Here is a 22,633-nt window from a genome sequence, read left to right as displayed (position 1 = left end):
CTTTTTAAGAATATATGACCCTAACGTTAGTAACTGACCTTATAATTAATCATTGGTATCTGATAATTTTATTCTTCATAATTGCAGTTCTTTACTCTTCTGTAGGTTTTGGAGGTGGTTCAAGTTATTTAGCCGTATTGGCCTTAACAAGTATCACTTTTTCTCAAATTAGAGCAACTTCCCTTTTATGTAATATTGTTGTTGTTTCGGGAAATATATTTATATATCTGAAGCATGAAAAGTACCCTTGGCAAAAAGTTATTCCTTTGGTTATTTTTAGCATTCCTTTGGCATTCATTGGTGGTTATTTAAAAATTAAAGAAACATCATTCTTTATTTTACTAGGCTCTACTCTCTTTTTAGCGGCAATTGTTATGTGGAAATCTCAAAAAATTGTAGCAAAAGAAGATTCCCTCAAAAAAACAAAGATTTCGAAAAACGCTTTATACGGAGGAAGTATTGGCTTTATCTCTGGAATTGTTGGTATTGGAGGTGGTATTTTTCTAGCTCCTTTTTTACATCTCATAAATTGGGACACTCCTAAAAAAATTGCAGCAACGGCGAGTTTTTTCATTTTGGTAAATTCGATTAGCGGTATAATGGGGCAATTTTCTAATCCTAATTTCCATATTGAATGGTTCCTTACTTCTATCTTAATTACTACCGTTTTTTTAGGTGGTATGTTAGGCAATAGACTAAGTAATAAACTACTCAGCCCCATCCAATTGAAAAAGGCAACAGCCATACTAATTGCTTTCGTTAGTTTACGAATATTATGGAAATCATTCCTTTAAAAACCTCTTTTGGGGCGTTATTGACACTTGTTGCCCCTACACAAAATAGACCAAATACATAAAAATACTACCCATCTACACTAAAAAACAACCAACACATACATAAATTAATGCTTTCACATGTGTTTTTCATCTGTAGTTGAATGCAACTCACCGATAAAATGAGTCCAATTATCTATTAAAAAACAAAAAATTGAAGAACTCTTTTATATTTGATAGTAATTACAAGACCCCCCACCGTAAGTATTACCATAAAAAATTAAAAGAAGCACGATTTATGTTGAAAAGAGTAATATTAATAATATTTTGTTTTGTAATCCAACAAAATTTCTCCCAGCACTGTTCTGAAGATGATAAAAAACAGGACGATTCAAATTCAATTTCTTCAATAAAAAAATGTAAACTTGAAGAGTCGGAAAACAATGAAGGCATTGTATCGACTAATTTTTCACTAAACAACAGATTCTTAAAGAAGAGAAAATTTAACGCTACTAGAGATTTACATCCTAGTATAATTGATCAAAAAAAAGAGCATCACTCTGTTGAAAATCTTGAATTAGCAAATATCAAAAAGAATATAAATAGTTTAGCCACTTCAATAACGAATACTATAGAAGAAAAAACAATTCCGTTTGCAGAAGTAGATAATGTGCCCTTATTCGTTGAATGTGATGAAAACTCAAATGATGTATACAATTGTTTTAATATTAAAATGCAAGAGCATATCAGTAATAATTTTACGTATCCAGAAGAAGCTTTAGATCGAAAGATGGAAGGTGTAGTATTGGTAAGTTTTGACATTAATACGAAAGGAAATATTACAAACATTAAAACGATTTCGTCTCAAAACACTGAAATATTGAAAAAAGAAGCGGTACGTATCGTATCTCTATTACCGAAGTTTATACCCGGAAAAAGCAACAATAAATTGGTAACCGTAACCTATAGTTTTCCAATGGAATTTAAAATTGATACCACAAACCAATATTAGAACTGGAAGGTCTACAAAAGCAACATCACTATTTAAACCAACAACAACTTTGATCTCAATAGCATTATAAGAAAACTGTATATATTTAAGATTCCCGTTTTAATGTATTTATACTAAACATTATAATCTCTATTGTCAATTGAAACCACTGCTTTTAAACAAAACCAACTTCTAAAACAAAGTATTCCTATTAGATTTTACTAGCAATCTATTTAAAACCTTCTTAAAAGTCTTAATGTAGGCATCAGGTAATTACTTCGTCATAATCACCTTACTATTTAGCTTAAATAAATACTGAATTCTTTCAAAACGAAAATTTTAAATCAAAAAATGGATATCCAAAAAATTCTTAGTTTAAAGTTTTACCCTTTTTCGGATACTATTGTTAATTCCACCTTTATCAATCTTTTTCAACATACCTAAAACAACTAACAAACAACCATCTACACACCAATAACAACAATACATACATTAAAATAGTTTTTGCATCTTTTTTTCATCTTCAGTTTCAAGCAACTCATCGACCGTACTTGTTTAACTACCTACAACTGAAAGTGTACACTTTTATACTCCTTTATATTTGAAATAAATTACAAAATCTGTATTGTATGTATTCTCATAAAATATTAAAAGAATTAGGATTTATTTCAAGAACAATAATGCCGTTGCTGTTTTCTTTTATAGTTCAACAGAACTTCTCGCAACATTGTTCTGAGGAAAACGAAGAGCAAACAGATTTAAATTCAATTTCTTTAATAAACAAATGTAAAACTGTGGAGGATAATAAAAGTACTAGTAAAGTCTTTTCATTAAACACAAGGTATTTAAAGAGAAGAAAAAATAGCAAGAATAGAAATTTATTGGCTGAAATCACTGACAACACTAACAATCATAACTCTGTTAAAAGTATTGAATTAGCAAATATCAAAAAAAATATTACGAGTTTAGTCACCTCTATAATAAAGACTTCAAAAGAAAATACCATTTCTTTTTCTGAAGTAGATAGTGTTCCTATCTTTTCAAACTGCAACGAAAACTCAGAAGATCAATACAATTGTTTTAACGATAAAATGCAAGAACATATCAATAATAATTTCACATATCCAAAGGAAGCTTTAGACTACAAAATTGAAGGTGTTATTCAGGTTAGCTTTGTTATTAATAAAGAAGGAAATGTTACAAATATTGAAACAATCTCGTTTGAAAACACAGAATTACTAAAGAAAGAAGCCGTTCGAATTGTATCAATGTTACCTCAATTTATTCCTGGAAAGAACGACAACAAAAATGTAAACGTCGCTTATAGTTTCCCTATGGAATTCAAAATTAATTCTTCAAACCAGTTCTAAAACAAATACAGACGACTAACAAACCAAATCAATTCTTTTCAAGCAACTTAACTCCTTCATTTTTACATAAAACAAGAATGTAGTTTTTATTTGCTATCGTTATTGACTTTAATGCTTTTACTTGTAATTTATCAAAAATATTTAAAAACTCAGCCTCTACATCACTCCCATTCTTCTTTAACAAATAGCCTTTATTACCATCATACCTTACGGTTTCTACCTCTGCCTCATAAACCGCCCCAGCTCCTAAAATAAATTCGTCATTGTTTATTTTATCTTTCATAGAAACAAAAGTTGTTGTTGGTCCAAATTGCGATTGAACAGGTAACTTTTCCAGCTCAAATGTAAAACCTCCTCTATTCCTCAATACAAAAGAACTAAAATTAGTTGCTTTAAAATGAATTGAATTTTCTAATGCAATTTCTCCATAAATATCTGATAAACTTGCATTTGCAAATTGTTTATACGTCTTAAACTTTGAATTCAAAACTGGAAGCTGCTCGGAAGAACACTCCTTCCCTCTAACAGGCAACAACCCACCCTCCTTTGTTTCTTTACTTAAAACTACATCAATATTCTCATTTTTATCAAAATCATTAGCATAGATATGAAGTGGCTTGTCTACTGAAGGTTTAAATTTATTATTGTTTCCAATATTCCCTATTATAAAATCCATCTTTCCATCAGAATCAACATCGCTTGGGTACACCGAATAATGCCATCCTATACTATTTAAACTTTCGTTCGGAATTCTTTCAAATTTACCTTTGTTATTTTTAAAAACTACAACAGGCATCCATTCTCCTACAACAATTAAATCAGCAAGCCCATCATTATCAATATCGTTAAATACCGCATCATTTACCATATTAATATCACCTGCATCATCTATTAAATCTGAAGTTGCATCAATCAGTTTTCCATTTTCATTTTTAAACCATTTTGAAGGAAAGGCAGATGGATATTTTCCCGGTATAACTCCTCCTCCAACGAAAAGATCCATATCTCCATCATTATCAAAATCGAAAGGTTTTACAACAGAACTAAGCATTTTTATTTGAGGGTGATGCTTTTTTGACTTCTCAAAATTTCCTTTACCATCATTTAGATAAACTCTATCTATTAAATCATCACTATCCATACCATCTTCGTAGCTTCCACTAGCAACAAATAAGTCTAGATCTCCATCAGAATCAATGTCAAAAAACGCTGCAGATCGGTCCTCATATTTAGCTTCTTTTACAAAAGTAATATTACTATTTTCAATAAAAACACCTTTTGCAGTTTGTAAGTACAGCTTCGCACTATATCCTTTCCCATTTCCTACAAAAAAGTCGTCTAACTCATCCCCATTAACATCACCAACACATAAAGCTTTTCCTTTTTCACTCTGTTTCTGTGGTAATAACAACTGTTTCTTATAATCATTGAACTGCTTATCTACATGTCTAAAATTAATGCCAAAATCACTCCCCTCTAAAAGTGTAAACAAAGAGGTATTTCGTTTTTTCTCTGAATGGGCTATAGATTCTTCCTCCGCTAATTCTAAGAACTGATTTTTTCCCACATTTCTCAGATTCGATATATTTCCTGACGGCCAGTAAACGAACAAACTATCGATTGACTCATTTTTTCCGATTCCAAAATGTAACGTATGACTTACAGAGGATTGAAAACCTCTACTAGGGTATAATTGTTGACTTTGAATATTTCCATTTGAAAACAACTTCACTTTTGTGCCAATAGCACCTCTATTATTATTATTCCCCTCTAAATCAATGTTTATAAAGTTATTGGTTTGTGTGTTTTTATAAATACTAGCCACCTCCATTTGATTATTAACCACCAAATCCAAATCACCATCATTATCAAAGTCGGCATAAGCAACACCATTGGAATTAATAGCTTCATTCATTCCCCAAGTATCATTAGCCGATTTAAATACATAACCATTGGTATTCTTAAAAACTTGATTAGGAATTTTGGTAGAAGGCATTAAGGCAATAGCTTCTTCTAGAGTAACCTTCTTTCGATTCATAATATTAGATCTCATTTGGTTTCTAAAATCTTGATTTGAAAGATCATGGTAAATTCCATTAGTAACAAGTAAGTCTTTAAAACCATCATTATCAAAGTCTGCCAATAAAGGAGACCAACTCCAATCGGTTTTAGAAATCCCTGCTAATTGTCCTATTTCACCAAACACACCTTCACCTAAATTTAATTGAAGCATATTCGACATATATTGATAATGATACCCTTCATCTACCAATTTCTGAAAATTTGTGGTACTCATGGTAGCCATATTCTCTTTGCTTCTTTTATGATCAGAAGACACCATATCTACCACCACCAAATCTAACTTATTATCATTATTAACATCAGCAAAATCAGAGCCCATACTGTTGGCTGTAATATGATCAAAAGTAGCATTCACTGTATTCTTAAACGTTCCATCACCATTATTCAAGTATAAGTAATCGGCATCTAAAAAATCATTAGCAACAAAAATATCCTCCCATCCATCATCATTAAAATCACCTATAGCAGCACTTAATCCCCAAGCTTTATTAGTTATGTTTGCTTTTTGAGTAACATTTATAAATTTTCCATTAACGTTTTCAAAAAGTTCATCAGTCATTAAAGGGTGAGTTTTATTCTTTATAGTAGCATCTATGCTTGTATTGTTTCTAAAGTCTGCTCTATGATTCACCAAAAACATGTCGATATCACCATCTTTATCGTAATCAAAATAATATCCTTGGGTTGAAAATGCTGGTGAATTTAATCCATATTCTTTAGCACTTTCCTCAAAAGTACCATCTTGTTTATTAATAAAAAGTTTATTTCTTCTTAGGTTATTATCTTGTAATGAACCCGATTTACAAACATAAATATCCAACCAACCATCTTGATTTATATCTATCATTGAAACCCCAGTTGTCCAACCTTTGGCATCTTCTACTTTTGCCGATACTGTAACATCTAAAAATTCAAAACTTCCCTTATTTATGTATAATTTATTAGAACCTTCATTAGAACCAAAGTAAACATCTTCCAATCCGTCATTATTTATATCCCCCACTGCTACTCCACCTCCATTATACACATAAGGGTAATTCAGAAAATTAAAATATAGAGTTTCTTTAAATGTGTTCTTAAAATCTACATTCGTTTTTTCTTGATCCAACTTTTCAAAAAGATAATTTACTGACATGTTATCTTTTTCAATCGACTGATTGTTCTTACAACCAATTGAAATCAGTATTAAAAGTGTTAATAAAGATAAAGATGCCTTCATGTGTAGTTTCAGTTTATTTATTATAAAGCTTACTAAATTAAGAATATTCCGGATGTTCTTTTAATCTAATTCCTAAAAAACAAAGAATACTCGACAAAAAACCAAATTGTACGATTAATTTAATTCAAAAACCCTTTTTAACTACTAAGCATTTTAAGTATCACATCATTTTTTATATTTTCGTTCACTATGACGCACTTCGCTTTTTCAAAAGTCTTTTCATTTCTATTATTAATGAATGTTTTACTTATTGTTAACTGCTCAAAAAAAGCTAAAAACACTAGTACTTTCACTAATACCAAAAATACTTTAACCAATGAATTAAGTCCTTATTTAAAAAAACACTCAGACGATCCCGTTTTTTGGAACACTTGGAATGATAGCAGTTTAAATTTTGCCAAAGAAAACAACAAATTAATAGTTTTAAGTATTGGTTTTTCCTCTTGTCACTGGTGTCATGTGATGGAAAAGGAAACATTTGAGGATCAAAAAACGGCAAACGTTATGAATGATCATTTTGTCAACATAAAAGTGGATAGAGAAGAACGACCTGATATTGATCATTTATACATGAGTGCTTTGCAACTCATGACTGGAAAAGGTGGATGGCCTTTAAATGTTATTTTACTACCAAACGGTAAGCCTATTTACGGAGGAACTTACCATACCAAAAAACAATGGAATTCAGTTCTTCAAAAAATTTTAGAACTACACAAAAACAAACCTGAAGAGTTAACTTCCTATGCAAAGAAGTTATCAGAAGGACTTACAGCAAGTAATTTAATCGAAATAAATACTGATATCCCAAAGTTTTCAAAACAAGATTTTATTGATAAAATGACTTTATGGAAACCTTCTTGGGACACCATTTATGGACAAGAAATAACCAAAGAAAAGTTTATCAAACCGGGTAATTTAAAGTTCTTAATGAACTATGCGTATTTAATGAAAGACACTGATGTTTCTAAACAAGTTAAAACGACTCTTGATAAAATGTATCAAGGCGGTATTTTTGATCATTTACAGGGTGGTTTTTTTAGGTATAGTACTGATCATAAATGGCAACTTCCTCATTTTGAAAAAATGCTCTATACCAATGCACAAATCTTAAGTACTTATGCCGATGCTTATATGAAATACAAGGATCAGAAATACAAACATATTATAGAGAAAACCATTCAATTCTTAGAAGTAAATATGCAAAGCTCTAATGGAGGTTATATTTCCTCAATTGATGCTGATAATGAAGGGAAAGAAGGGGCATATTATGTTTGGACTAAAGATGAACTTAAAAAAACACTTGGTAAAAAGTACACTTCGTTTATTAGCAGTTATAAACTCATTCCTCAAGAAAATAATGATAGCAGCTATGTCGTATCCAAAAACCCCATCGAAACAAGCTTTTCTAGGGAAGAAATGAAATCTATCGATCTTCTTTTAAATAAAAGAAAACAAAGAATTCAACCACATAAAGACATAAAAAAAATTACTTCTTGGAATTCTCTACTTATTAGTGGTTTTTTAGATGCTTATAAGGCATTAGGGGACAAAAATTACTTGAATATGGCAGAATCTTTAGCCGAGATTATACATACAGAAGCTTTTACAAACGGAAAATTACAACATTTATTTAATAAAAATGCTGTAAAAAGAGAAGGTTTTTTAGACGATTATGCCTACTATATTTCTGCCAATTTAAAGCTTTATAGTATTACAGGTAAATCGACTTATGCTACGAGGTCTTCCAATCTTACTAAAATAGTAGTAGAAAACTTTGGAGATGGTAAAAATAACATGTTTACTTATGCTCGAAAATCCGATTTAGTATCTCCTATCGTAAAACTTAGTGATGGAGTGCTCCCTTCTCCTAATTCTGTGATGGCCGAAAATCTAAAACAACTCAGTATTATATATGGAAATAAAGCATATAACGATAGATTTACTAGAATGATAATGACTATATCTCCCTATTTAAAAGAAAATTTCTCTAATTATTTAAAATGGGGAAACCTTCACTTGCAGGAATTGTTTCCTATTAAAGAAATTGTTGTTGTCGGAATTGAAGCAGAAAATAAATCTTGGAAGTTTCAAAATACTTATTTACCAAATACTTTGATCTATTTTAACAAGGAAAACTTACCAGATGAGTTACCCCTTTTTAAACATAAATATGTTGAAGGAGCAACCTATATTTATGTTTGTGAAAAAGGATTTTGTAAGCTTCCTGTCACCTCAGTTGAAAAGGCTATAAAAATGATTAATCATAAATCGTATAACTTATAAAAACAAAAAGAGGCAACGAATATATGTTACCTCTTTGCTTCCCCCTAAAAATATGGATTTGAGCTTAACCTAACCAAGCATTCATCATCCATAATGTTTTCTCTTGTTCAGAAATAAAGTCGCTCATCATTGAATTTGTTCCTTCATCGTCTGCTTCACCTGATAACTCTAGAATTACGCGTTCTATTTTTAATAATTCTGCTAAAGAATCTACGATCAATTTAACAGCCTGCTCATCATTAGAGATATCTTTACCTACAGGAACTGAAGCTAACGCCTCGTACTCTTTAAAAGTATGCAAAGGAGTACCTTGTAAGGTTAAAATTCTTTCTGCAATCAAATCTACTTTTTCCTGCGCATCTGTATAAAATTCTTCAAATTTTAAATGTAATTCAAAGAAGTTTTTCCCTTTAATATTCCAATGAAGACCTCTTGCATTTTGATAGTATACTTGAAAATTTGCAAGTAAAATATTTAACTCTTTTACTAATACTTCCGTTTTATTTTTATCTAATCCTAAAATTGAAATTGCCATATTCTATTGATTTTATGCTTACTAGTTTTTCTATACCAAAAGTACCCCAAATTAACATGTTTTTAATATAAATTATATTGATTGTTTTAATATCTTTATCAAAAAATATTATAGAAATGACTATTACTCAATTGAAATATACCTTAGCTGTTGCAGAGTATAAAAACTTCACTGTGGCAGCTGAAAATTGTTTTGTTACACAACCTACGTTGAGTATGCAGATACAAAAACTTGAAGAAGAATTAGATGCCAAAATTTTTAATAGATCAAAAAAACCAATAGAACTTACGGAAGTAGGAAAACGTATTGTGGAACAAGCCAAAGTAATTGTTGATGAAAGCAACAGAATTGTTGATATTGTTCACCAACAAAAAGGATACATTGGAGGTGAGTTTAAGTTAGGTATTATACCAACTATTATGCCTACACTTTTACCTATGTTTTTAAAGACCTTCAATAAAAACTATCCAAAAGTGCAATTAATTATTGAAGAGCTTACTACCGAAGAAATCGTTAGAAAATTAACCGATGGTTATATTGACGCCGCTATTGCAGCGACTCCTTTAGAAAATGAAGCTATTAAAGAGCGTGTTTTGTATTATGAACCATTTGTTGGATTGATTCCTGAGGAACACAAATTATATCAAAAAAATAAAATAACGGTAGATGAATTAAATGTTGAAGATATTTTGTTACTAGAAGATGGTCATTGCTTTAAGGATAGTATTCTTAATATATGTAGATCACCTAAAACGGGTAAGAATATTCATTTTCAACTAGAAAGTGGTAGTTTTGACACCTTAATTAAACTCTCTAAAGATGGATTAGGAATGACTCTTCTTCCTTATTTAAATACCTTAGATTTAAACGAGAAAGATCAGGCACATTTAAGAGAATTTGAAACACCTCCTCCAGCAAGAGAAGTTAGTTTGATCTATCATAAATCGCAACTTAAAATGCAACTTATAGAAGCTCTAAAAAGTACTATTGATAGTGTTGTAAGAGGTGCTATAGCCTTTAGCGATGTTGAAATTGTTAGTCCATTAAATAAAGCATAAAATAAAAAATCCCGCTATGGCGGGATTTTTTATTTATCTATCTTAGAGTAAAACCTTCCAAGTATTCAAAATCAAGAGTTGAATCCTTAAGTATAATACTACGATTAAAATTCATATTCCGATAAAGCTTTCGGGAATTTTTCTGGATTTTCAGCTAAGTGATATCTAGGATCATCGATATCTTCTTCAATAATAGTATGAAACTTTTCACTTGCCTTATACATTAACACTTTACAATCTTCACTCAGGTGTTTAAGAGTAACCTTTTTTCCTACAGTTTCATATTTTTCAACCAAATTAAAAATAGCTTCTATTGCTGAATGATCAGAAACTCTAGACTCTACAAAATCAATTTCTACATTTTCTGGATCGTTTTTAATATCGAACTTTTCGTTAAAAGCAGTAATGCTTCCGAAGAATAGAGGTCCCCATATTTCGTAAACCTTAGTACCATCAGCTTTCATTCTCTTTCTTGCTCTAATCTTTTTTGCATTTTCCCATGCAAATACTAAAGCAGAGATAATCACTCCAACGAATACGGCAATTGCTAAATCAAAAACAACAGTTACCGCTGATACAATTATTAACACCACCGCATCAGACACGGGTATTTTATTCATAATTCTAAAACTAGACCATGCAAAAGTTTCGATTACCATCATAAACATTACTCCGACTAAAGCAGCAATAGGAACTTGCTCAATATACTTATCTGCAAACAAAATAAAAATTAAGAGTGTTACCGCCATCATTGCTCCAGATAAACGACCTCTACCTCCTGCGTTAATATTAATAACAGTTTGTCCAATCATACCACAACCTCCTGTTCCTCCAAACAAACCGCTTACAATATTTCCAGCTCCTTGTGCAACACATTCTTTATTTCCGTTACCACGAGAATCAGTTAACTCATCAACTAAATTCATTGTCATTAAAGTCTCTATTAATCCAACAGAAGCTGCTAAAAATGAATATGGCGCAATAAACTTCAACGTATCTAAGTTGAAAGGTAAATTACCCCATAAATCCCCCAAATTCAATTTTTTAGATAACTCATCAAAACCATTTAATCCTGCACCTCCTCCATCACGGATAAAGTCACCTACATTAATTGATTCGATTCCTCCAAAAATAACAATAAATGTAATGATTAAAATTGCTGTTAACGCCGCAGGTACTTTGGTTGTTAATTTTGGTAAACCCCATACAATTAACATTGTTAATAATACCAATCCGATCATTATATACAGCTTCGTTCCTGTCATGGCCGATTTAACAACACCTTCATCTTTTACTGAATAAAACCCTTCATCACCTACATTAAATACAACTTTTTTTGTGTTTATATCAAAAACTTGGCCTTCCGACACCAAAAACGTCTCTTTATTTGTAGTATTATTAAAAACGGACTTGTCTTTTATTGTGAAAATAGTATTGTCAGAAGCGATGTCTTTTACCGCTGTTCCTTCTACCTTATACACCAATTCTTTGTTCGTTGTTTTTCTTTGATTTTGCCCAAAAATATCTTTAGAATTCTCTTTAAACATTCCTAATTGGGCCATAAAAATTACGATCGCTAATCCATTAACAAATCCCATCATAACAGGATGAGGAATTAAACGAACAAACTTTCCTAATTTAAAGACTCCTGCTAACACCTGAATTATCCCCATTAATACAACAGCAGCCAGTAAATAAAAATATCCCATATTTTCAACAGGGTTATCAAATAGAAGCCCTTTTGCATGACCTTCTTGAATCATATGCACGAAAATAACTGCAACTGCACCAGCCGCTCCTGAAATAAGACCAGGTCTTCCACCGAAAATTGCCGAAATTATCCCAACAACAAAAGCTCCAAATAGTGCTACTATTGGACTGATTTGTGCTACAAAGGCAAAAGCAACTACTTCTGGGATCATTGCTAAAGAAACTGTAATCCCAGCTAAGGAGTCATCCTTTATCTTAATCTTCTTATTTTTAATGTATTTCATCATAATGTTACGAGGCTTTTCTAAAAGTTGGCAAATGTAAAGATAATTTTACTGATATACTTTTATGTTTAATTAACTTTAATTTTGCTACACTATTTTTTTGTAGTAATTTTGAACGTTGAAACTATCAAACAAATTTGGTAGCAACAATGAGCAGAAAAACACTACTTACTTCAAAAGAAATTGAAATCATTCTGCATCGATTAGCGTGTCAGTTAATCGAAAACCACAACGATTTTTCTAATACCGTTCTTATCGGTTTACAACCGAGAGGTACATTTTTAGCAAAGCGTTTGGCTGAATTATTAAAGAATGATTATTCAATTACCGATTTACAATTGGGGTTATTGGATATAACCTTTTATAGAGATGATTTTAGAAGAAGAGACGAACCTTTAGAGGCAACATCAACTCAAATAGACTTTCTTATTGAAGGTAAAAATGTTGTATTTATTGATGATGTTTTATATTCAGGTAGAAGCGTTCGTTCGGCTTTAACCGCAATTCAATCTTATGGAAGACCTGAAAGTATTGAACTTTTGGTTCTAATAGATAGAAGGTTTAGTCGTCATTTACCAATACAACCTAATTACAGAGGTAGACAGGTAGATGCCATTAATGAAGAGAAAGTTGCTGTTCATTGGAAAGAAACCCACGAAAAAGACGCTATTTATATTGAAACCAAGCAAAAGCTTGATTAACATGATGATTAAAAAATTACCTTAAGAATGAAGCAGTTAAGTGTAGAACATTTATTAGGCATTAAGTATTTGAATCAAACAGATTTAGAACTTATTTTTGAAACTGCCTCTCATTTTAAAGAAGTTATTAATAGACCTATTAAAAAGGTTCCTTCGTTACGTGATATTACTATTGCGAATTTATTTTTTGAAAATAGTACACGTACAAAACTATCTTTTGAACTTGCAGAAAAGAGGTTATCGGCAGATGTTATTAATTTTTCCGCTGGGCAATCCTCTGTAAAAAAAGGAGAAACATTAATTGATACAGTAAACAATATACTTTCAATGAAAGTTGATATTGTTGTAATGCGTCACTCAAATGTTGGTGCTGGAATTTTCCTTTCAAAACATGTTGATGCCAAAATAGTAAATGCCGGAGATGGAACACATGAGCATCCGACACAGGCATTACTCGATAGTTTTTCAATGCGCGAAGCCCTTAATAGTAACTTGAAAGGAAAGAAAATACTTATAGTAGGAGATGTATTACATTCACGTGTAGCTCTTTCGAATATTTTTGCGCTTCAATTACAAGGTGCAAAGGTGAAAGTTTGTGGACCTACTACTTTAATTCCTAAATATATTACTAGTTTAGGCGTAGAAGTTGAAACGAATCTCAAAAAAGCATTAGAGTGGTGTGATGTTGCCAACGTATTGCGTGTTCAGCATGAAAGAATGGCTATTAAATATTTTCCTTCAACAAGAGAATATACTCAGCTGTTTGGGATTAACAAGCAACTGTTAGATAATATTGGTAAAGACATTGTTATTATGCACCCTGGTCCGATAAATAGAGGCGTAGAATTGACCAGCGATGTTGCCGACAGTGATCAATCTATTATATTGAATCAAGTAGAAAATGGGGTTGCAGTTAGAATGGCTGTAATATATTTGTTAGCTCAACAAATTAAGAGATAGGCATGAAAGTAATTCAAAAGGATCAGTATAAATTCCTTAGCTCAGAAGAAACTTCTTTTGAAATATTCTTAAACAATTTCGAGAAGAAATATGAAAACCTCAAAGATTCTCATATTGTTTTAGAAATTTCTTCTAAAAATAATTTCACTGAACAAAATATTTTGCTATTTTTGAAATATGCTGATATCCAAAAAGAAAATGGCATGTCTTTTGTAGTTATTAATAAGGGTGTGGAAGTTGATAATTTTCCTGAGAACTTTAATATAGTTCCAACCTTAATTGAAGCAGAAGATGTAATTGAGATGGAGGATATTCAACGAGATTTAGGTTTTTAACCTATTAATTTATTCATCACCCCCTAATGAATTACATATGATAAAAAAATTACTGTTCTTTATATTATTTTCCTTTTCAGCGATTATATACGCTCAGGAAACTCGATCTCTTAAAAGTTTGGGAACTCACCCAAACCCATTTAATTTTGAAACAAAAATTTCTTTTCAATCTGACAAATATCAACCCGTTATTTTAACAGTCAAAAATATTTTAGGAAAAACAATTTTGGCGAAAGAAATAAAAGCTGAAAAAGGGAAAAACAGTATTCCTTTTAGACGTAATGATTTAAATTCAGGAATGTACATTTACTCGATTCAAACAAGTAAAGAAATAGTATCAAAAAGATTCGTTATTAAATAAATGGATTTAAACCTTACTATTTTGGGGTGCCATTCAGCTACACCTCGTGCAAATGCCTTTCCAACTTCTCAATATTTGGAAATTAATAACCGACATTTCTTAATTGATTGCGGAGAAGGCACTCAAAGACAAATGCGAAAATATAAAGTTGGTTTTTCTAAAATAAACCACATTTTCATATCCCACCTACACGGTGATCATTTTTTTGGATTAATAGGTCTCATATCTACTTTTGGTATTCTAAACAGAGAAAAACCTCTTCATATTTACGGACCAAAAGGAATTAAAGAAGTTACTGTATTACAATTAAAACTTTCAAAATCATGGACGAAATATGATGTTGTTTTCCATGAATTACACTCTAAAGAAAGCGAAGTTATTTTTGAAGATGAAAAGGTTATTGTTAAAACAATACCTTTAGATCACAGAGTTTATACCAACGGGTTTTTATTTACTGAAAAACCAAAACCTAAACGACTTCATATTGAAAAAATTAAACAATATGATGAAATCGAAAAGTGCGACTATAACAATTTAAAGTCGGGAAAAGACTTTAAACTTTCAACTGGTGAAATTATTTCTAATGACCAATTAACATTGGAGCCTGAAGCTCCAAAGAGTTTTGCTTTTTGTAGCGATACTTCTTATAAACCAGATATTATTCCGATTATAAAAGATGTAGATGTTTTGTATCATGAAGCTACGTTTTTAAAGGACAGAGAGGACTTGTGTGAAAAAACAAAGCATTCCACTGCCGAACAAGCAGCTTCTATTGCTGATCAGGCAAATGTCGGAAAACTTATCATTGGCCATTATTCTAGTAGATATAAAGATATTTCAGAGTTTAAAAAGGAAGCCGAAACAATATTTAGTAAAGTAGAACTTGCTGAAGCCGGAAAACGTTATTCTATAGACTCCTTCCCTTTTGAAATCCTAAATTAAATTTTTAGGATAAAACCTAGATTCACTTAAACTAAAAGACACCTTTTTTACTTTTTATAACTTACCAGTAGCTTATTATCACTTTCAATTCCTATACCTATATCGGTTACTAATTCTTTATGCTTCCACGTTACATAGTAATATCCCGATTTAAAAGAGATGCTTAGTCTAAGTTTTGGGGATTTATCTCCATTTGAATCGATATAAACTATATCGAATTCCCCTTCAAATTTTCTTTCCTTTATTAATTTAGTTACTCTTTTTGCGCTTCCTACTCCTCGTTCTATTTCATTATTCTCGCTAAACAACCACTCAGCTTTTACCCCATCCGTAGTTAAAGAGTACACCACACACCCTAAGTTAAGGTTCTTCCTATCTAACATAAGCTTAATTATATTGATTAGTGGATAACAACACCAAAGTACAAGCTTCTTCCACAAGGATATTATTTGATTTCAAAATCTCTATGAATTCATTATTCTCTGTTCCTGGATTAAAAATAACTCTAACAGGTTTTAAACTCAAAATATAATCGTAATAACCTTTTTGTATAATAGGATTAATGTATAAAGTTACTGTATCAATATTTTCAAACAATTCTTTTTCTACACAAATATGAACGTCAGAAACTTCTCCTTCCTTGATTCCGATAGCCAAGGTATTGATTTCATTTTCAACAAGTAATCTAATCGCTTTGTTCGAATATCTCGATTCATTTAAAGATGCACCTATCACTAGTGTCGTTTTTTTCATATTGTTAATTATACGTTAAAGTAATGTATTCTAGTAACAAAAGTACAGCTTCCAATGTCTATTAATTATTAAGACAATTCAAAAACTTACGAAATGAGAAAATTATTACTATTTTTTTTAACCTTTATGACTTTATTCTCCTACGGAAATGATTTACCAAAACCAGGAGTTCTCTCGGGAAAGGTTATTGACAAAATGACCAAAGAACCTTTACCTTATGTAAACATTATTATCAAAGATGCTGCCAAAAAATTAATAACTGGTGGTATAACAAACGAAAACGGTGCCTTTCTTATAAAAAACATTCCCAATGGAAACAGTATATTAGAAGTTCAATTTATTGGCTATAAAACGTATACTAAATCCATTACTGTTAGTAAAAAAAATAAAAACATTCAACTAGAAACTATACAGCTAGAAGAAGATTCTACAACCCTAGAAGAAGTTGAAGTACGAGCAGAAACTTCTACAGTTACTCAAAAAATTGACAGAAAAGTTATTAATGTAGGTAAAGACCTTACTTCTGCCGGAGCAACTGCATCAGAATTATTAAACAATGTGCAATCTGTTAGTGTTGATAGTCAAACTGGAGATATTAGTTTAAGAGGAAATGAAAATGTTAGAGTTTTAGTTGATGGTAAACCAACAAATGTACCTGCATCTCAACTATTAAAACAACTTCCTTCTTCATCTATTAAAAGTGTAGAGTTAATTACCAATCCTTCGGCTAAATACAATCCAGAAGGGATGAGTGGAATTATCAATATTATCTTGAATAAGAATGCGAATATGGGGTTCAATGGTTCTATAAATACTGGTATTGAAGCCGGACACTACGTTCGATATAATGCTTCAACAAACATGAACTATAAAACAGGAAAAGTAAACTTTTTCGGTAATTACGGATTCAACGGAGGAGATCGTTATAACTTTGGTTTTGTAAACAGATCAGGAACGAACTACCAAGATTTTATTTTTGTTAATGACAACGAGTCTCATTTAGTAAAATTTGGAGCGGATATTTATCTAAACGATAAGAATACATTATCATTTTATACGACTCAAAATTGGTTCGAAAATAATGCTAATGGACGAGTTGAAGTTACCGATAATAATGGGGTTATAATAAATCACGCTCCTAACTCAAATTTATCTGATAGTAAAGATCAAACCTATAACATAAACTATAAGTGTGATTTTGAAAAGAAAGGTCACAATATTGAGTTTGAAGCTACTTACTCAAAAAATGATACTCCACAAGACTTATTTAACAACGACTTAATTAACCCTAGTGATGGTTCTTTAAATTATTTTAATGATATTTTTAATAATCGATCGAACACACTAATTAACCTTGATTATACCAACCCAGTTTCTGAAAATGGTAAATTAGAAATAGGTTTAGAGTATCGTGAAAATAATGCGGATAACACCAACATCACCAATCAAACGGGGTTTAACAATTCATCTTTTTCATATGACAGAAATATATATTCGGCATATGTAAATTATGGACACCAATTTGGTAAGTTAAGCATGCAATTGGGTGCTAGATTAGAACAATACAATATCGATGGAGCTTTTAATCAAGAAACGTTGCCTAGTGAAACAGTGACAGATGACATTTTTACTATATATCCATCTGCCTTCTTTACTTATAACCCTTCTGAAAAAAATCAATTTCAATTGAGCTATAGTAAAAGAGTTGATAGACCTAACATACAACAAGTAAACCCTATTAGAGAATTCAGTACTCCTCTTATTACTTCCATTGGTAATCCAGATTTGCTACCTCAATTCACGAATTCAATTGAGTTTAACTATACCCGAAAAATAAAAGGAGGATCTATTACTTTTGGTAGTTTTTATAGAAATGTTAACGATGTAATTTCAAGAGTTACTTATAAAGATCCAAGTGACCCAAGTGATGTTCGTCAAATCTTATCATTCCAAAACTTTGACGATACAGATGCTTACGGACTTGAGCTTTCTGCTAGTTATAAAATTGCCAAATGGTGGAGAGCTAATGCTAGTATGGATTTTTATTCTCAGAAGCAATTTGGTACCGCCGACTTAAGTATTCCAAATGCTCCAAGGCTAGAAGTACAAAACGAAGTTTTTAACGCTAGAATTAGCAATAGCTTTACAGCTACGAAAAACCTACGTTTCCAATTATTTGCCATGTATAGAGGCGAAGTTGAAGATATTCAATGGAAAGTAGCTCCAATGAGAATGATTAATATAGGAGCTAGTTATGCAGTATTAAAAGGAAAAGGGAATATTACTTTTAGAGTCAATGACATATTCAATACGATGAGATTCCAATTTCAATCAGAAAATCCATTTACCCAAAATGGTAGATTTAAATGGGAAAGTAGAACTTCATATATTGGATTTAACTATAGATTTGGTGGAGGTAAAAACCGTGCTAAAGCTAGAAGAAAAAGAGATGATAATGAAAAACAAGGCGGTGGTGGTTTTATGTAGTAAAACGTAACACTCGTACAGAAAAACTCCAGATATTTATTTATCTGGAGTTTTTTTTTTATTATTGTACTACATTCTGTTAATTAAAAAGGAATGTATCATTCGGCTATATACTACAAAAGATATTAATAATATCTCCTATACTATTTATAATAAGTGTACTATTTACTAGCTATCCTAAAATGAAAAGACTATTACTACTATTTCTATGTCTTTGTGTATTTAAACTTGTTGCTCAAAAGAAAAACTTTGGCGAAATCCATGGTTATGTATATGAACAATCAAAACAAATCGCTATTCCCTTCGCAAGTGTAACGCTTAAGTCTGAAGAGGGAAAAATTATATCTGGATCGGTATCAAATAAAGCTGGAAAATTTTCTTTGAAAAAAATTCCTCTTGGAACCTATATATTGGATGTTCAATTTATGGGATATGATCCGTTAATTAAAAACGTTAGCTTATCAAAAGCAACCCCTAAACTATTACTAAAAAAGTTATATTTAAAAGAAAGTAATATTGTACTTGATGGTATTACAGTTAAAAATGACGAAACTTATATCGTTCAAAAAATAGATCGAAAAATTATTAATGTTGGTAAAGATATTGCCGCAACAGGAGCCAATGCCTTGCAGGTTTTACAAAACGCTCCATCAGTAGATGTTGATGTACAATCTGGCAGCATTAGCTTAAGAGGGAATGAAAATGTAAGAATTTTAATTAATGGGAAACCCTCTAATATGAACCCTACTCAACTTTTAAGGCAAACTCCTTCTGCTCTATTAAAGCAAATTGAAATCATTACGACTCCTTCTGCTAAATATAATCCCGAAGGAATGAGTGGTATTATAAATTTTGTCTTGAAAAAAAACACCAATTCTGGATTTAATGGCTCCATAATGGTTGGACTGGAACACAGTAAATATACTAGACCAAATAGTACTATTGATTTAAATTACAATACTGGATCCATTAATTTCTTTGGAAATTACAGTAGTTATTTTGGAAAATATAAAACCGTGCAGCGTCTAGAAAGGGTCGATAAATTTTTAACACAAGATTTCGACTTTCTATATGATTATGATGATCATACATTTAGATTGGGTGCTGATATATTTTTGAATAAAAAAAATACTTTTTCTATATATACTTATCAAACGTTTAGTGATAACTCATTGAGTAATGATGCCATTTTTAAGTCTGATAATGAAACCTTATATACTCCCAACCTTTCTAATTATAACGCTTCCGAAAGAATTTACAATATCGATTATAAACATCAGTTGGAAAAAGGTGGAAGTATTGAATTAGAGACCAATTATAGCGTTAATAAAAATCCTGAAGAATCAATAAATAGATTTCCACAAGACTCAAATAATAGACTCTATGACTACTCCAATGATATAGATGATACTCGAAGATCATGGCTTATTAATTTAGATTTTGAAAAAAACATTTTTGACAGCATAAAACTTGAAACAGGACTTGAATATAGGAGTCAATTAATGCATAATAGTATAAACACTAATCAAGAAATAGAAGTTGGTTCTCCTATTACTATTGTCCCTAGAGGGAATACTGACTTTAATTATGATCGTTTTATATATTCGGCTTATTTTAATTTAAATAAAGAATTTAAAAATCTATCAGTACAAGCTGGCTTGCGTTTCGAACAATACAATGTTCATGGATCATTCTCCAATACACAACAAGTAATGAATGTTCCTTATTCCGATAAAGAATTTAATATCTATCCGTCCATATTTGCATCATATTCTATATCAGACAAGGATAATATTCAACTTGCATATAGTAGACGTGTAGAACGACCTGCGTTTTCTCAAGTAACACCAATTCAAGAATGGGTATCCCCATTAACTACCTCACAAGGAAATCAAAATTTAAATCTACAGTTTACCAATTCTCTTGAGATAAATTATACAAAAACAATTTCGAAAGGATACATTACAATCGGAACTTTTTATAGAAGACTTTCCAATCGAATTGGAAGAACCGTTCAAGAAAGTGATGTAAACCCTGACATCCAAATTTTGTCTTTTGACAATTATGATTTTGCAGATAATTACGGAGCTGAACTCTCTGCTAGCTATAAGATTTATAAATGGTGGAATGTTTTCCCTTCAATAGAAACCTATATTCAGCAATCTGAGGGAATCATTAATGGTTCAATGGAATCTGTTAAAAACACTTATTTTAAAACAGTGTTAAGAAACAACTTCAAAGTAAATAATAATTTCAATGCTCAGTTAATTATTAATCATAGAGGAAGAAAAAGAAATATTCAATTCGAAATACAGCCTTATACAACAGTTGATATTGGAGCAAGCTTAAGTATTTTAGATGATAAAGGTAAAATTTCCTTACGAGGATCGGATATCTTCAATGGTATGAATTTTCAATATTTTTCAGGTAATCCATTTCCTCAAAATGGTAGTTACGATCTAGAAAATGACAGCGTTTATCTAGGTTTTAGTTATGCTTTTGGAAGTTCAAAAGGAAAAACAAGATCGAGAAAAGAACGAGATGATAGTGAGTCTCAGGGAGGTCTCTTCTAAAAAAACAACCCGAAGAAATAGTTTTCTTCGGGTTGTTTTTTATTAGTTTTTTTATATTTTCTTACCAACGTATCACTACAGATCCCCAAGTGAATCCACTACCAAAAGCGGCTAGTACTACTAAATCTCCATCATTCACCTTTCCATTTTCCCAAGCTTCAGTAAGAGCAATAATAACCGAAGCTGCAGTAGTATTTCCATACTTTTGAATATTATTAAACACCTTATCATCAGATAACTGGAATTTTTTCTGTATAAATTGCGCTATGCGTAAATTTGCCTGATGCGGAATCAACATATCAATGTCTTCTTTCTGTAAATTATTCGCTTGAAGTCCTTCAACAATAGCTTCAGAAAATCTAACAACGGCATGTTTAAAAACAAACTGACCATTCATATAAGGATAATAAGAAACATCTTCAGGATCATTACTTTCCATAATTTCAGGAACCCATCTACCTGTAGATGGCCCTTCTAAAGCTAACTCTTTTGCATGCTTTCCTTCAGAATGTAAATGAGATGATAAAATTCCCTTTCCTTCCTCCTCACATCGAGATAAAACAGCAGCTCCTGCCCCATCGCCAAAAATTACAGTTACACCTCTTCCTCTAGTGGATCTTTCCAACCCTCCAGAATGATTTTCAGAACCAATAACCAAAATATTCTTATACATTCCTGTCTTAATAAATTGATCCGCTACTGATAAAGAGTAAATAAAGCCAGAACATTGATTTCTTACATCCAAAGCTCCAATAGTTGGCATTCCTAACATATCTTGAACGCGCACTCCTCCTCCAGGAAAGTACATATCGGGGCTTAAAGTCGCAAATACTATAAAGTCAATATCATCTTTTGTTAAACCAGCTCTTTCAATGGCTATTTCGGCGGCCTTAGCCCCCATTGAAGAAGTATTCTCCCCAGTTTTGGGATCAATCCAACGACGTTCTTTAATTCCAGTTCGCTCTTGAATCCATTCATCACTTGTCTCCATCCACTGAGTTAAATCATCATTGGTTACCACGTTGTCGGGTACATAATACCCCAATCCTGTAATTTTTGAACTATACATAATTTTTTATGTTATTTTTTTACTTGTATGCAAATTTTTGACTATCAAAAATAGCAATTTATAATTTTTAAAACAATTTAAGAAACCTTTTGACTTAATTACATGTCATATTGTCATTTATTTAGTTTTGGTACTTTTTTTGACAAT

At 31.2% G+C, this 22,633-nt stretch carries 18 protein-coding genes; 12 read left to right on the top strand and 6 right to left on the bottom strand.

Translation table 11 applies throughout. From position 1 onward, the window contains the following. The first annotated feature begins 14 nt into the window (after positions 1 to 14). The 3 genes from BLW23_RS02645 to BLW23_RS02635 all read left to right on the top strand — a co-directional run bounded on the left by BLW23_RS02645 (position 15) and on the right by BLW23_RS02635 (position 3,134). Positions 15 to 794: a sulfite exporter TauE/SafE family protein gene (locus BLW23_RS02645; protein ID WP_093667688.1), complete on the top strand. Its 780-nt coding sequence runs from the start codon at positions 15 to 17 to the stop codon at positions 792 to 794. A 277-nt stretch (positions 795 to 1,071) separates the two neighbouring features. Beyond that, positions 1,072 to 1,785, top strand: a complete 714-nt coding sequence (locus tag BLW23_RS02640; RefSeq protein WP_093667687.1) for an energy transducer TonB — start codon at positions 1,072 to 1,074, stop codon at positions 1,783 to 1,785. Positions 1,786 to 2,393: 608 nt separating this feature from the next. Beyond that, positions 2,394 to 3,134 (top strand): energy transducer TonB, encoded by a 741-nt coding sequence (locus tag BLW23_RS02635; RefSeq protein ID WP_093667686.1) that lies wholly within the window; start codon positions 2,394 to 2,396, stop codon positions 3,132 to 3,134. A gap of 28 nt (positions 3,135 to 3,162) precedes the next feature. Here the strand turns inward: BLW23_RS02635 and BLW23_RS02630 are convergent, their stop codons facing one another. Then, on the bottom strand, positions 3,163 to 6,435 hold the full coding sequence (locus BLW23_RS02630) for a VCBS repeat-containing protein (protein ID WP_093667685.1): 3,273 nt from the start codon (positions 6,433 to 6,435) through the stop codon (positions 3,163 to 3,165). Positions 6,436 to 6,669: 234 nt separating this feature from the next. Between BLW23_RS02630 and BLW23_RS02625 the strand changes: the two genes are divergently transcribed. Further along, positions 6,670 to 8,718, top strand: coding sequence for a thioredoxin domain-containing protein (locus tag BLW23_RS02625; protein ID WP_176829736.1), 2,049 nt, complete (start codon positions 6,670 to 6,672; stop codon positions 8,716 to 8,718). A 64-nt stretch (positions 8,719 to 8,782) separates the two neighbouring features. Here the strand turns inward: BLW23_RS02625 and BLW23_RS02620 are convergent, their stop codons facing one another. Continuing rightward, positions 8,783 to 9,253: a Dps family protein gene (locus BLW23_RS02620; RefSeq protein ID WP_093667683.1), complete on the bottom strand. Its 471-nt coding sequence runs from the start codon at positions 9,251 to 9,253 to the stop codon at positions 8,783 to 8,785. A gap of 116 nt (positions 9,254 to 9,369) precedes the next feature. Here BLW23_RS02620 and BLW23_RS02615 point away from each other — a divergent pair, with 116 nt between their 5' ends. Next, a complete protein-coding gene (locus BLW23_RS02615; protein ID WP_093667682.1) occupies positions 9,370 to 10,311 on the top strand; it encodes a hydrogen peroxide-inducible genes activator in 942 nt (313 codons plus the stop codon). Between the two features lie 104 nt (positions 10,312 to 10,415). Here BLW23_RS02615 and BLW23_RS02610 read toward each other — a convergent pair whose 3' ends face one another. Continuing rightward, a complete protein-coding gene (locus tag BLW23_RS02610; protein WP_093667681.1) occupies positions 10,416 to 12,308 on the bottom strand; it encodes a SulP family inorganic anion transporter in 1,893 nt (630 codons plus the stop codon). 146 nt (positions 12,309 to 12,454) lie between these two features. Between BLW23_RS02610 and pyrR the strand changes: the two genes are divergently transcribed. From pyrR to BLW23_RS02585, 5 genes are read left to right on the top strand one after another with little or no spacing between them, the layout of a single operon-like run. Then, entirely contained in the window at positions 12,455 to 13,006 is a 552-nt protein-coding gene (pyrR, locus tag BLW23_RS02605; RefSeq protein WP_093667680.1) for a bifunctional pyr operon transcriptional regulator/uracil phosphoribosyltransferase PyrR, read from the top strand. Positions 13,007 to 13,033: 27 nt separating this feature from the next. Continuing rightward, positions 13,034 to 13,966: an aspartate carbamoyltransferase catalytic subunit gene (locus tag BLW23_RS02600; RefSeq protein WP_093667679.1), complete on the top strand. Its 933-nt coding sequence runs from the start codon at positions 13,034 to 13,036 to the stop codon at positions 13,964 to 13,966. A 2-nt stretch (positions 13,967 to 13,968) separates the two neighbouring features. Beyond that, positions 13,969 to 14,301: a hypothetical protein gene (locus tag BLW23_RS02595; RefSeq protein ID WP_093667678.1), complete on the top strand. Its 333-nt coding sequence runs from the start codon at positions 13,969 to 13,971 to the stop codon at positions 14,299 to 14,301. A 37-nt stretch (positions 14,302 to 14,338) separates the two neighbouring features. After that, positions 14,339 to 14,662, top strand: coding sequence for a T9SS type A sorting domain-containing protein (locus tag BLW23_RS02590; protein ID WP_093667677.1), 324 nt, complete (start codon positions 14,339 to 14,341; stop codon positions 14,660 to 14,662). Then, positions 14,663 to 15,604, top strand: a complete 942-nt coding sequence (locus tag BLW23_RS02585; RefSeq protein WP_093667676.1) for a ribonuclease Z — start codon at positions 14,663 to 14,665, stop codon at positions 15,602 to 15,604. 47 nt (positions 15,605 to 15,651) lie between these two features. On the opposite strand, the gene BLW23_RS02580 is transcribed toward BLW23_RS02585, so the two are convergent. Together BLW23_RS02580 and BLW23_RS02575 are read right to left on the bottom strand one after the other, a co-directional pair. Further along, positions 15,652 to 15,987: a hypothetical protein gene (locus tag BLW23_RS02580; RefSeq protein ID WP_093667675.1), complete on the bottom strand. Its 336-nt coding sequence runs from the start codon at positions 15,985 to 15,987 to the stop codon at positions 15,652 to 15,654. Positions 15,988 to 15,991: 4 nt separating this feature from the next. Further along, the gene (locus BLW23_RS02575) at positions 15,992 to 16,357 is read right to left on the bottom strand and encodes a CoA-binding protein (protein ID WP_093667674.1); all 366 of its coding nucleotides are present in this window, start codon (positions 16,355 to 16,357) and stop codon (positions 15,992 to 15,994) included. Between the two features lie 93 nt (positions 16,358 to 16,450). Between BLW23_RS02575 and BLW23_RS02570 the strand changes: the two genes are divergently transcribed. Together BLW23_RS02570 and BLW23_RS02565 are read left to right on the top strand one after the other, a co-directional pair. Then, entirely contained in the window at positions 16,451 to 18,844 is a 2,394-nt protein-coding gene (locus BLW23_RS02570) for a TonB-dependent receptor domain-containing protein (RefSeq protein ID WP_093667673.1), read from the top strand. A 182-nt stretch (positions 18,845 to 19,026) separates the two neighbouring features. After that, complete coding sequence (locus BLW23_RS02565; protein WP_093667672.1) at positions 19,027 to 21,417, top strand: TonB-dependent receptor; 2,391 nt, start codon at positions 19,027 to 19,029, stop codon at positions 21,415 to 21,417. Positions 21,418 to 21,478: 61 nt separating this feature from the next. Here BLW23_RS02565 and BLW23_RS02560 read toward each other — a convergent pair whose 3' ends face one another. Then, positions 21,479 to 22,486, bottom strand: a complete 1,008-nt coding sequence (locus BLW23_RS02560; protein ID WP_093667671.1) for a 3-oxoacyl-ACP synthase III family protein — start codon at positions 22,484 to 22,486, stop codon at positions 21,479 to 21,481. Positions 22,487 to 22,633: the final 147 nt, after the last annotated feature.

Origin of the sequence: Tenacibaculum sp. MAR_2009_124 (assembly GCF_900105455.1) — a bacterium.
Lineage (GTDB): Bacteria > Bacteroidota > Bacteroidia > Flavobacteriales > Flavobacteriaceae > Polaribacter.
This window is presented reverse-complemented; position numbering and strand designations above follow the sequence as displayed.